This is a genomic window from Methylocaldum sp., from assembly GCF_035627495.1.
Classification (GTDB): domain Bacteria; phylum Pseudomonadota; class Gammaproteobacteria; order Methylococcales; family Methylococcaceae; genus Methylocaldum.
The window spans coordinates 1-12,028 of record NZ_DASPLO010000179.1 but is presented as its reverse complement, the minus strand read 5'-3'; the positions used below and the strand labels follow the sequence as shown (position 1 = coordinate 12,028).

Here is a 12,028-nt window from a genome sequence, read left to right as displayed (position 1 = left end):
CATCACAGGCGCCGATCACGCGCTCCCGGAGATCGATCGAATAGGCTTTCGCCATCACCGCTCCTCATTTCGCAAATACTCATCAGACCGCTTCCCGATCCCTTGGTTTCCTTTCACTAGATATGAAAATGCTCTAGACCGATCCTATCGACAGCAAAACTCATCGGCGCGGAAGATCGTTAATTTCCCCTCGCATTTTCCTTGCATCGGTGCGGGATCGGCGGCTCTTGTCGACATTTCGCGACCAGCGGCGGTGAATGGGTTCCTCCGTGGCGGTTTTGGATTGCTCAACCTCGATCCCCATTTTCGTCCGCAGCAGGGCCAGTTCGCGATTGGTCGCGTCAAGCTTTTCTCCAAGCTCGTGTATCAACTGATTGAGTTGTTCGAAATGGATCTGGAAATAGCGCGCCGACGGGAACGCCGGAACGTCCTGCGTTTCCGAGGGCATGGCCGGATCGTCTCCCTGCCGCCTGAGTCTCATCCCGTTCTCCTCTTGCTCATGAAATCAAAGCCCTATAGATAAGACGAATGAGTCGGTGAAAACCCCCATCGGCTACGGGAAATATTTTTCGTGATCGGAAACGCGCTTGTGCCCAACCCCGCTCTTTTGGCGTTGCGCCCGCCGTTTCTGGAGCCAGCGGATGACGCCGGTGACGTAAAGCACCGGGCAGGCGAGACCGGTGAGAAATACCAAAATACGGCCGGGCCAGCCGAAGACTTTCCCGGAATGCAGCGGCCATTGCCACTGCATGAATACATCGCCGCCGCTGCCGTGGGCGGGATCTCGCACCTGCAGGAGTTCGCCGTTGCGCCGGTCGAGCACCAGGCAGCGGGAGTCGAGCACATAAGGGCGCAATTCGGGAACGTCCCGGTAGCAGGCGGTGAAGAGGCCCCTATCGCCAGGGGAAAACGAATAGAACTGCGGCACGCCGCCCGGGTACTCCGACCGCGCCAAAGCGGCGTCCAAATTGATTGAAGGCGCGCCCGGTGCTGGATCGGTCGATGCCACGGGTTCGGGCGTCAGGGGCGAAAAGCGCTCCACCATCCAGCGAAACTGCTCCGGAAGATTGAAGTAAAGCCCCGATATCAGCAGCGCCAGAAGTACGATCAAGGTGTAAAACCCCGAGGTCTGGTGCAGGTCGTGGTTGAAGCGCACGGCGCTGGCGCGGCGCTTGATGGTGAGCACCCGCCGCCATTTGCCGTCCAAGGGCCACCAGAGAATGAGGCCGGTGAGGACCGAAATTATCAGCGGCACAGCCATCGCACCCACCAGGATGACACCGAAATCCATCAGCAGCAGAGCGTAGTGAAGCTTGAAGAAAAAGCCGATGAAGCAATGCCTGAGCGGATTCCAGGCATGATAGAAGACGCGCCGATCTACCACCTCTGCCGTATAGGGATTCACGGCGACGTTGAGGGAAACCGCTTTCTCCGGCGCCGGTGTCGGTGTCTGTTGCGGGTAGTAGAAGCCGAACACGTAATTCATGCCCGCATCGCCCGGCGCATCGACCCAGCTTGATTCCCAGCCCGGCGATGTGACCCTCTCGACTGCGGCGAGAATCTCGTCCAAGGGTTTGCGTATGGCTTTGAGTGGAATCGATGCCCTATATAGGCCGGGGTTCAAAGCCTCGTCGATTTCATGCCAGAACACCAGCACCGAGCCGGTGAGTCCGATCACCGCCATGAAAAGCCCAAGTCCGAGTCCAAGCCAGAGATGAACTTCAAGCCACAGCTTGCGCCGAGCCTGGAGGCGGCTCAGCCGGCGATTTCTTTCGCTATCGAGAATCTCTGGATTGGCAAGGGGTTTGACGATTCGACTCATGTTCCGGTCCTGTTTTCCGTTTCGCACGGGTTTCCCTTTAAGACGAACGAGACGGGACATTCCTCATAGCTACGCTGGCTCAGTATTCCAGCCGCAACGATCCTAATACGGTCAATGGTTCGCCGACGGTGATACCGGCCTGCGGAGCGCCGTCCAAAGTGTTGGCTGCCTTGAAATAGGTCTTGTCCAGAATATTGTTGACATTGATTTGCGCCGTCAGTCGCGTCGGGCCGACGTCGAAGCGATAGGCGGCCATGGCGTCCCAACGGACGTAACCCGGCAACTGGAAGGTGTTCTCGTTGTCTCCTTCCCGTTGGCCGGCGACAAAAGCGCCCGTACCGAATGTCAAGCCCCTGACGGATTCGAACGGGAGATCGTATTTGAACCAGAGGCTGCCGGAATGCTCCGGAACGTTGGAAAGCCGATTGCCTTGGTTGTCCGGGGACTGGTCGTCCCGTTTGATGCGCGCATCGGTGAACGCATAGGTGCCGATGACGCTCAAATCCTCGGTGATCTTACCGCTGACGTCCAGCTCGATGCCCTCGCTACGAGCCTGGCTTGCAGTCCGGAAGAAGGTATTGTCGGCCGAATTAGCCACATCGACCGCCTGGATATTGTCTTTGGCGAGGTGGTAATACGCCAGGCTGGCGATGAGCCGGCCGTCCCAAAACTCCGTCTTGGTTCCGATCTCGTACTGCGTGGCGGTTTCCGGAGTGAGAACTTCACCGGTGAAGGAACGACCCAGGTTGCTGCCGATGGATTCCACGAAGTTTCCGTATACGGACAGCCACTGCCACGGACGGTAGAGAATGCCGACACGGGGACTGAAAAATTGAGTCTCCAAGGCATCGAACTGGTTCTGGGTAAAGAACAAGTGGTTCCAGCGATTGGTGTTCTTCTGATGAATCCAGTCGTAGCGTCCGCCGCCCAGAATGTGCAATTGATCGAACAGGGTGATCTGATCCTGAAAATAAAGCCCGTACCATTCTTCCAGGGACGCCGTGTCGTAATTGAAGCTCTCCCGTGACGGAAAGCGATGGGTGTCTAAATTGAACGCGGAATTTCCCCGCGGGTTGAACGGATCGAAGCCATCTATGCTGGGAGGCCAGGGCAAACAGTTGCCGGTCTGCCCGGGACCGACGCAGCCTTCGCCGAGTTCCTGATGCCGGTAATAATCGCCGCCGAGCAGAAGACTGTGCTTGACGCCGAAGGTTTCGAATTTACCCGTGAGATCCAGGCTGGTCGCGTAGGTTTTACGCGGATTGTCGACCTGCCAAAGGCCCCGGTGGTATTCGTCGTTGCCGAAATCGACGACCGGTCGATAGCTTTCCCGGAAATCCCGATCATCGTAGAGAAAGGCATGTTTCAGCGCCCAGTCGTCGTTGAAGGCATGCGACCAGTTGAAGTCGAGCAATACTCCTTCTTGCCGTGTGAAATCACCCCGGTCGCCCATGAACTGGCTGCGCGGCACCTTGGCCGGGCGATCGCCGTTGGCGACAATGCCGGCGTCGATGACGGAGTTGTCATGGGTGTACTCCAGCGCCAGATTGAGCCGGGTTCGTTCTCCCAATTTCCAACTCACCGACGGGGTGAAGAACAACCGCTCCTGGCCCACCAAGTCGCGGAAAGAATCCGCATTGAGATAGGCCAGATTGACGCGATAGCTGAGATCGTCCGTCAATGGTCCGGTCGCATCGACGGTCGTCCGATAAAAGTCGTACGAACCGAACTGCTGCTGCAGGGCGTAATACGGCTGATCCTGCGGCTGTTTGGTCACCAGGTTCACCATGCCGCCGGGCTGGATACGGCCGTACAGGACGGAGGACGGCCCCTTCAGCACCTCGATTTGTTGCAAGTGCGCCGTTTCGAACGTGGTCCGCGGCAAGCGCACACCGTTACGGTAAGTCTGGGTATCCGTGGTGAACCCTCGGATGGTGAAGTTTTCGCGTAGATCGCCAAAACTGAAGTTCTTCTGCACCCCGCTTACGTTTTTGATGGCGTCCTCCACCTTGACCACTTGCTGATCCTCCATCACCGCCCGCGGCACCGCCTGGATCGACACCGGCGTCTCCATGATCGGCGTATCGGTCTTGGTGGCGGATGATGTGCGGGTTACGGCATAGCTGCGGCGATCTTCCTCCGCCGAATCGGTAACGGATACCGAATCCAGGGCGAGGCTGGCCTCTTTCGAAGACTTCGAGTTCTCCTTTACCGCCACCAGCGTCTTATCCACCCATTCGTGGCGCAGCCCGTTTTGGGCGAGCACGCGCTTCAGCGCTTCGTCGGAGGTCATTCGTCCGCGCACGGCCGGGGTCTTGAGTCCCTGCACGGCGGCGTCGGCGTACATGAGTTTGACCCCGGACGTCTTGGCGACGCCATCCAAGGCGGTGGACAGCGATTGGGCAGGCAAATCGAAATCGAAGGTGTTGCCGCCCGCCGCGGCGTTGCTTCCGGTTCCGGCGAATATCAGCGCCAGAGTGGGCAAGTTCAGCCGGGTATTTCCCCAATGTGCCGCGTTGCGAACGGGGCGGTCGCTATGGACCATGATCGTCTCCTTTTTTGTTATGGGTGCTGCGACGGTTGATCGTCTTCAATACCCATTAACGAAGGAGAACGGGAAAACCGGACATTTTTTTGTTGAACGTGGAATGTGTTACTTCCCCTTGGCCCGCCGCAACACGATCAAGCTATCGCTCGAACGCTCCGCCCGAACCGGCAGAATCTTCCCGACGGCGTTGAGAAAAGGATCGAGATCGCCGACGTCGAAGGTGCCGCTCAGGATTTCCCGACCGACGGCAGGCTCGGCGAAGACGAAGCGCACCGGATGATAGCGTTCCAGTTCGGCGGCAACCTCGGCCAGCGGCGTATGCTTGAAGACGAGGCGGCCCTGAGTCCACGCTTCGATTTGCTCCGCGTCCGCCCGTTCTTTGGGGCCTAATCCTGTGGTTTCACGGTAAACGCTACGGTCGCCGGCCTTTAACCGCTCGGTTTTCATGTCGCGCTCGTCTTCCAGCTCGACCTCGCCCTCCAATACGGCTATCGCGATGTTTTCAGGCTGCTTCCGCACGTCGAAGCGAGTGCCGACATCGCGGATGCACAGCGGGCCGGTCTCGACGACGAACGGATGATCGGGATCGTGCGTCACGGTGAACAAGGCTTCGCCGGATTCCAATTCGACTTTACGGCTCCACCTCGACCAATGCACGGCGAGCCGGGTGGACGTGTTGAGCTCGACACGTGAGCCGTCGGCGAGCGTCACGCTGCGCCTTTCGCCCATGGCGGTGGCGTAATGGGTCGTTTCGGCGCGGAATTCATACCACCATCCGGCCGTCAGCAACCCCATCAGCAAGACGGACAAGGCAGCAAGCGGCAGGGCAGAGCGTTCGTGACGCGCGCTGCGAGCTTCGTCCAGGCCGGGCACGGGAATTCTCCGCAAATCGTCCATGCTCGCCCATACCCGTTCGGCCTCCGAATAAGCCGCCTGGTGCGTTTGGTGCTGCGGCCAGCCAGGCGGCGAATTCGGCGCGCTCCTCGTCGCTGCAACGCTCCGATTGCAGGCGCACGAACCACTCCATCGCCCGTTTCAGAATTCGGTCGTTGGAAGGACGAGGTTTGTTGAATCCGGGCATCAGCGGAAATCCCGGTCGAATTCGGGCAGCGGATTTTGCATGCGTCTGTGGCAATGGAGCATCGCCTTGACCAGGTGGCGTTGCACCGTCTTCTCGGAAATCCCCAGGCGCGCGGCGATTTCGCCATAGCTCAATTCGTCGATCTTCCGCAGCAGAAACACATGCCGGCACTTTTTCGGCAGCGACGCGATGGCGTCCAGCAGAATTTCACACTGTTGCCGGAGCATCGCCAGCTCATCGGGAGAGAGCTTGGGGCAGGTCAGATCGTCGATGAGCGAATCGGTGCTGACAAAGGTCTGCCGATTCTGCCGCAAATAATCGATGGCGAGGCGCTCGGCGGTGCGGAACAGGTAAGCCGGCAGGTTTTCAGCGTGCGCCAGAGCGTCCTTTCGCACCAGGCGGAGATAAGTCTCCTGGCTCAGATCCAGGGCGGTCTCCGGACACTGCACGCGGCGCATTAGAAATGCCACGATCGGTTTGCGGTAATCGCGGAAGAGCTGAAAGATCTGGTCGTGGGTGATCGAGGACATGAAAAGGGATTTCGGGCGGAGAGGGAGTTAAATCGCGGTCGTGTTAAATGTGATACCGGACTGCGAAAGCAAGCTCGATGCCACATCCCCGCCGTGTGACGTGATTGGGAAAATAATATTGTAGAAACAATGGTCTACCTAAAGTCGTTGGCTCGGGGCCGGGAGCGTTGCGACGCAAGGCGCAATCCGGGTGTGTCATTTGCCACAGTTGGAATCGGTGCCTTGCGGAACAGGCATTGCGGGTACGATCCACCCATTAACGGCCCTGTGTGAAATCGCTGATTAATCGAGCATATGCCGTAGTGAAGTGCTTGGATGACGTATAAAGTCCGCCATTCATGAGGATTGGGGCGATGGTGCAAATTTTGCCTCTCGTAGCTTTCTATTCAGCTTGAGGCCGCGCAAATGCACAACATGAGGATATATCCATGATTTCTAGATCCGTCAGCCGATCCGGGTTACAGCAAAATCTGCTTTTGACCATGCTATTGCTCGTCGGCATGATCGGGACCCCCTTGGCGCAGACCAAAGCAGCGGCTACGACACGCGGGTCGAACTCCCTGATTTTGAAAGCCGCGCGGGTATTCGACGGGGTCGATCTGAATCATGATTACACGGTGTTGATCGTCGACGGCAAAGTGGCGAGCCTGGGACCGTCCAAGCAGGTGCAGAGAAAAGAGGCGCCTATCATCGATCTCGGCGACGCCACTCTGCTTCCCGGCTTCATCGAGTTGCACGGTCATCTGGCCTTTCGGAACGTGCCGCGCGATACGGTGCTGCGCCATGGCGTAACCACCGTGCGCGATGTGGGCGGACCTTTATTGGCGCCCTCGGGTGGAGAAGGCAGCCTGCGTCTGTTAACGGCAGGCCCGATCATCACCGGTCCCGGCGGGTATCCCATCCCGGTATTCGGTAACTCCGGCCACGGACACGGCGATGTGGCGGCACCCGTCGAAACGCCCGAACAGGCGAGACAACTCGTGCAGAATCTGGTTGCCGGCGGTGCGGCCATCATCAAAATCGCGCTGGAACCCGGTGGCGAACCCGGCGCGTCCTGGAGCACGGGACATGCGGCTTCCATCCCGCCGCCCTGGCCGATGCCGTCGCTGGAAATCGCCCGGGCCGTGGTGGACGAGGCGCATCGATTGGGTAAGCAAGTGTCGGCTCATGTGGCCGAACCCAAAGGCGTGGCGCGAGCACTGGCCGCGGGTGTCGACGAGTGGGCTCATGTCCCCTGCGAGCCCATATCCGATAAATTGCTCGGCAAAGCCGTTCAACAAGGCGTCAGAATCCTCACCACCCTCGATACGCTTTCTCATTGTCCGGGTATCCGTCCGAACGTTTCCAAACTGGCAAGCCTGGGCGCCCATCTTTTCTACGGCGCCGAAATCGCTCATACCGAAATTCCCTGGGGCATCGACGCCGAGGAGCTCCATTTGATGGTGCATTTGACCGGGATGACGCCTCTGGACGTATTCCGCACCGCCACGTCCAAGGCAGGCGAGGTCTTGGGTCTCGCCCCGCTCGGAACCCTGAGTGCCGGTGCGCCGGCCGACCTCATCGCGGTCAGGGGTGACGCATTCAAAAACTTCAAACCTCTGGAATCCCCGGATTTGGTGATGTCCGGGGGGAGAATCATCGTTGATTACTTCACTCACTAAAACCGGCCCGTTACCCGCAACTCGCCGGAGTTTTGCGGTGTCCTTTTATTTGCCGTCAAGTCTGGACTTGACGGCCGTCGCTGCGGCCACCGGTACCCTGACGAGCCTCACCCGCCGCTGCGCGGGATCGGTCCAGGCCACGTAGATCCCATCGCCCGCCTGCGCCAGACTGAGATGACGGCTGGGCCAACGCGGGAATCCGCCGCGGTACAAGGTCGTATGTCCCTGTACGGTGCCGTCGCGCCGCACCCGTGCAATCCGCAGCTCTTCCTCGGGTCCCGCCCGTCCCCGCCAAGCCACGATAGCCGAACCATCCTCCCGGAGAAGCGCATCGACGTAGCCGTTGGCATCGGAGCTGAGCTCGACAGGGTTGCCGAAATGCACGCCCTGATCGACGGAAAATGCCGCCTTCACCCGCCCGACGCCATCTGCTGCGGTGAACCAGGCGACCAGGGTTTTCGCGCCCTGCGAGGCCACGGCCGGGCCGTGGCTGGGACAACCCTCGATGATCCATCGGTCGGCATGCACGATTCCGCTGGAGCTGACGCCACCCGCGTTCCAGCGCGCCAGGGCGATGTCCCGGACCTCGCCGGCGAGGTGGTCGCGGTAGGTCGTCAATAGTGTGTTCCCATTGGCTACCGTTCGGGTCTCGCAGCAGGAGCAGACATCGGCATTCACAGTCGTTTCGGCGCTCGCACGCCCATCGGCGCCGATTAGGGTGGCCATGAGCCGATAGCGGTCTGGATTCTTTTGCCGCTGGTCGGTCCAGACCAGGGCGAAGCCGCCGTTTTTCAGGGGGGCGGCCGATATCTGAGCGTCGTAGATACGGGCGGCGGCTGGGTAGGGGCGTAGCGGCTTGGTCCAGTGACGGCCACCATCCTTGGATAGGGAGACATGGATGTCGGCGGCGTAGCGATCCTGAGCCCGGTCCGGATGGGTCATCCAGACGGCGGCCAATGCGCCGTCCTTCAGTCCGATCACGAGCGGCGGCGCGGCGAACTTGTACCGGCCCGCGATGATGGTGCGAGGCGTGGACCAGCCTCCCCCGTCGCGAACGGCGAAACGGAACCGGCTCGAAGACTCATCGCCCTCCACCCAGCTCAGCAAAATCCGCCCTCGGTCGAGCTGGGTCAGGTGATGCTGACGGCTGCCCGGCGCCGCCGGCGTATCGATCTCCCGTACGAGCGCTTCCGATGCCATCGTGGAGGTTCCGGCGCACGAAGCGAGCCACAACAGCACGGCGCCTAAGCATGAAAAGAATGAATATCTCGGTTCCATCGTGATCTCCCAATAGTTTTGCGCTAAGCCGCCCGGTCAAGGCTCGGACGGCAAGACGGCGAGAAATTCTAAAACTCCACCCGCACCGAACCCAGCACCGTCAACGGCGCGCTAGGAACGACAGCGAGCCTCGGTGCTACATTCACGAACGGATCGGTCGATTCGTAATAGGCCTTGTCGAGCAGGTTGCGCAGGTTCAACTGTGCGGTCACACGGGACGGACCCGGCTTCCAGCGGTAAGCGGCGGCTGCGTCGAGCCGCACATAGCCGGGCATCTTGAACGTGTTTTGGTTGTCCCCATCGCGCTGACCCGCCGCGAATACCCCGATTCCCAGGGCAAATCCGTCGGAGGCATCGAAGCCGTTGACATCGTATTTGAACCAGAGGCTTCCGGAGTTGTAGGGGACGTTTGCCAGGCGGTTGCCCTCGATGCCGGAGTTGTCTTTGGTGATTTCGGCGTCCGTGTAGGCGTAGTTGCCGATCACGCTGACGTAGTCCGTGATCCGCCCTGAAACGTCCAGCTCCATGCCTTTGCTCCGCGCCGCGCCGATGGCGGAACGGTCGGTCGGGTCGGCCGTGCTGAGGTTAGGGGTGAGGATGTTCTTTTTATTGATGTTGTAGAAGGCTAGGGTTGCGGTCATCCTGCGGTCGAAGAATTCGGTCTTGACGCCGGCTTCGTACTGCTCGCCGGTTTCGGGCGCAAAATTCCCGGAACCCGCTCCGCTGTTGTTCGAGCCGAAGGATTCCGCCCAGTTGCCATAGACGCTCAGCCAGAACCAAGGCTGGTAGAGGATGCCCACCCGCGGGCTGAAGTCGTCATCCTTTCGGTTCCGCCGGGCGTCGTCCGCCTCGGCGAAGGAATTTTTCGAGTAGCCGCGTCCGGTTGTCGCCCAATCGTAGCGACCGCCGCCCAGAATGTGGAGTTTCTCCCAGAGCGTGATGTGATCCTGAAAGTAGACGCCGAACCATTGTTCCTCGGCCCGGGAATAAAGCGGGAACGCCAAGCGGTCCTTGTTGAACAAGCCGGCGTCGACACCGTAGCTCGGATTGAAGATATCGATGGCGAGCGCCGGATCGCCGGTAAAGTAATCGCCGCGGGCGTGATAGTCTTCGGAGTTCTGGTAGTAATCGAAGCCCACCAGGACTTCATGCTCGGTTTCCCACAGTTCCAGTTTTCCGGTGAGGTCCAGGTTGGTGGCGTAGGCCTCCTGGTCCAATCTCTGGTAGAACAGGTTGCGATCCAGGGTGCGGTTGTCGTCGCGCAGGGCCGATGCCCCCGTTCCGCAGAACGATTTGGCCGTCGGGTTGAAGGCTGGCGACTTGACCGGCTTTCAGCGACAGACGCTGGCGGACGGTGCTGGCCTCGACCACGCCCTCCAGCATCGCCACTTCGGTCTTCTCCTTCGATTGCCGGACGGTGAACGTCGTACCCACCGCTTTGGTTTCGCCTTCGCCGCTGGCGACCACAAACGGACGCGCCGTGTCTTTGGCTACTTCGAAAAAGGCTTCGCCGCGAAGCAACTCGATCCGCCGCACCGAATCCTCGAAACGGAGTGCCACGGCGCTGTCGGCGTTTAAGGTGGCACGGGAACCGTCGGGCAGCAGGACGGCCCGGATTTCGCCCTTGGCGGTCCGAAAATCGGCGCGCAGCGCGAAAATGGGGTCGAGGAAAACCAAGCCCGCGACCAGCGGCAAAAGACAGGCGAAAAACCAGGCTAACCGTAGCGGCTGCCGCGGACGTGCGGCGCTGCGGGAGCGGCTTTGCTCGGGGCAAGCTTCCGACGACGGCGATCGCGGTCTGAAGACCGCTTCCACAACGTTTCTCCGATTTATCTCCTGGGGCAGGGGAGACGAGCCGGGAAGCGGTTTGCCACGCAGCGGGTCCAGCCCCTCCCAGAGCGAAATCGCCCTTTGCCAAGCCGCCTCATGGTCCGGGCTCTGCGTCCGCCAGCGTTCGAGTCGCTGCGTCTCCGCTATCGTCGGTTGGCGAGTCTTCAGGCTGATCAGCCAGTCGAGCCCTCGTTCACCAGACGTTCAGGATCGTTTGACGGAGAGGATTCGGGCATAAAGCGGCTGTCGTGTTAAGTGCCTCGTGAAGATAGACGAGCCACCACGAAAAAACCACACGTTTCGGAGTCACTCTACTTCTACCCGGCGCGCCAAATGCAAGAGGGTGCGTTTGAGATGTTCCTCCACGGTGCGAACGGAAACGCCGAGGCGTTCCGCGATTTCCCGCTGTTTCAAACCTTCGAAGCGGCACAGATAAAAGATGCGTTGACTCAGGGGAGAAAGCTCTTCAAGAGCGGCCGACACCCGGTCGAGCCGTTCCGAGGCGAGCGTCACGGTTTCGGCGGTTCGTTCCTCGGCGGAGAGGTCAGTGGAATTGGCCTCATCCAAGTCCGTCAATAGACTCATCCGCCCTTTGCGGCTCCGGTGATGGTCCGTCAGCAGATTCAGCGCCGTTTTGAATAGATAGGCTCGCGGATTGGTGATGCGGTTCAAGTCGCCGCTTCGCCACAGTCGCACGAAAGATTCCTGGCAAAGGTCGTCCGCGGTCTGGGCGCAACCGACCCGGCCGAGCAAAAAGCCCAGGAGTTCCTGGCGGCAGTCCCGGAAAAGTTGGCCGAGCAGTTGATGATTGGACGATGTCATGGGTATTGAGCGATGGCCTCTGCGTCGGAGCAAGCCTCATGCCGACTGCTTTAACTATCTGATCTAAAACGGACGCACCGGATAAGTCGGCGGTATCATCACGAGCGACTACGGCAAATCACATAGTGTTTTGTCAAAATTGAGTGATGGAAAGACCGCGATGACGGATGTTGTGGTTTGGTGGACGAATGCTTCCTGGGACAGCACCGCCGAGTTGTTGGAAACCCTGCTAACCACGGGGGACTGGATGAAGTGGCGGAATGGTCGCGATCAGCCTTTCCCCTGAGCGCCCGCAGGCGCTCGGAAAGACTGACCGCTAGTGTCCTGTCCCATTAATACGTAGCATAAATCTTGCTTAATTTCTGGGTGTCTTTAGATTTGAGGAGATACCCAATGAAAAACGGCCGCCCGAAAGCCGAACTGGTCATCACACCCGCTGAACGCGAACAACTGGAG

The 12,028-nt window shown here is 59.7% G+C and carries 11 protein-coding genes and 2 pseudogenes; 2 read left to right on the top strand and 11 right to left on the bottom strand.

The window, feature by feature from the left end:
• Positions 1-160: 160 nt before the first annotated feature.
• The 6 genes and pseudogenes from VEB01_RS16735 to VEB01_RS16715 all read right to left on the bottom strand — a co-directional run bounded on the left by VEB01_RS16735 (position 161) and on the right by VEB01_RS16715 (position 5,981).
• Positions 161-481, bottom strand: a complete 321-nt coding sequence (locus VEB01_RS16735) for a hypothetical protein (protein ID WP_324877403.1) — start codon at positions 479-481, stop codon at positions 161-163.
• 72 nt (positions 482-553) lie between these two features.
• The gene (locus tag VEB01_RS16730; RefSeq protein ID WP_324877401.1) at positions 554-1,822 is read right to left on the bottom strand and encodes a PepSY-associated TM helix domain-containing protein; all 1,269 of its coding nucleotides are present in this window, start codon (positions 1,820-1,822) and stop codon (positions 554-556) included.
• A gap of 79 nt (positions 1,823-1,901) precedes the next feature.
• Complete coding sequence (locus VEB01_RS16725; RefSeq protein ID WP_324877399.1) at positions 1,902-4,367, bottom strand: TonB-dependent siderophore receptor; 2,466 nt, start codon at positions 4,365-4,367, stop codon at positions 1,902-1,904.
• Positions 4,368-4,475: 108 nt separating this feature from the next.
• Entirely contained in the window at positions 4,476-5,267 is a 792-nt protein-coding gene (locus tag VEB01_RS16720) for a FecR family protein (RefSeq protein WP_324877397.1), read from the bottom strand.
• A 58-nt stretch (positions 5,268-5,325) separates the two neighbouring features.
• A pseudogene (locus VEB01_RS23165) lies at positions 5,326-5,397 on the bottom strand (FecR/PupR family sigma factor regulator); the annotation flags it as partial.
• Positions 5,398-5,450: 53 nt separating this feature from the next.
• A complete protein-coding gene (locus VEB01_RS16715) occupies positions 5,451-5,981 on the bottom strand; it encodes an RNA polymerase sigma factor (RefSeq protein WP_324877395.1) in 531 nt (176 codons plus the stop codon).
• Between the two features lie 428 nt (positions 5,982-6,409).
• Between VEB01_RS16715 and VEB01_RS16710 the strand changes: the two genes are divergently transcribed.
• Complete coding sequence (locus VEB01_RS16710) at positions 6,410-7,642, top strand: amidohydrolase family protein (protein ID WP_324877393.1); 1,233 nt, start codon at positions 6,410-6,412, stop codon at positions 7,640-7,642.
• Between the two features lie 45 nt (positions 7,643-7,687).
• Here the strand turns inward: VEB01_RS16710 and VEB01_RS16705 are convergent, their stop codons facing one another.
• From VEB01_RS16705 to VEB01_RS16690, 5 genes and pseudogenes are all read right to left on the bottom strand, one after another.
• Positions 7,688-8,842 (bottom strand): sialidase family protein, encoded by a 1,155-nt coding sequence (locus VEB01_RS16705; protein WP_324877391.1) that lies wholly within the window; start codon positions 8,840-8,842, stop codon positions 7,688-7,690.
• A 146-nt stretch (positions 8,843-8,988) separates the two neighbouring features.
• The gene (locus VEB01_RS16700) at positions 8,989-10,137 is read right to left on the bottom strand and encodes a TonB-dependent siderophore receptor (protein WP_324877389.1); all 1,149 of its coding nucleotides are present in this window, start codon (positions 10,135-10,137) and stop codon (positions 8,989-8,991) included.
• A complete protein-coding gene (locus VEB01_RS16695) occupies positions 10,067-10,735 on the bottom strand; it encodes a FecR family protein (protein ID WP_324877387.1) in 669 nt (222 codons plus the stop codon). The genes VEB01_RS16700 and VEB01_RS16695 overlap by 71 nt, the downstream gene beginning before the upstream one ends.
• A gap of 102 nt (positions 10,736-10,837) precedes the next feature.
• Positions 10,838-10,924, bottom strand: a pseudogene (locus VEB01_RS23160) (DUF4880 domain-containing protein); the annotation flags it as partial.
• 132 nt (positions 10,925-11,056) lie between these two features.
• The gene (locus tag VEB01_RS16690; protein WP_324877385.1) at positions 11,057-11,572 is read right to left on the bottom strand and encodes an RNA polymerase sigma factor; all 516 of its coding nucleotides are present in this window, start codon (positions 11,570-11,572) and stop codon (positions 11,057-11,059) included.
• A 160-nt stretch (positions 11,573-11,732) separates the two neighbouring features.
• On the opposite strand from VEB01_RS16690, the gene VEB01_RS16685 reads away from it, so the two are divergent.
• Positions 11,733-11,858, top strand: coding sequence for a hypothetical protein (locus VEB01_RS16685; RefSeq protein ID WP_324877383.1), 126 nt, complete (start codon positions 11,733-11,735; stop codon positions 11,856-11,858).
• Positions 11,859-12,028 lie beyond the last annotated feature (170 nt).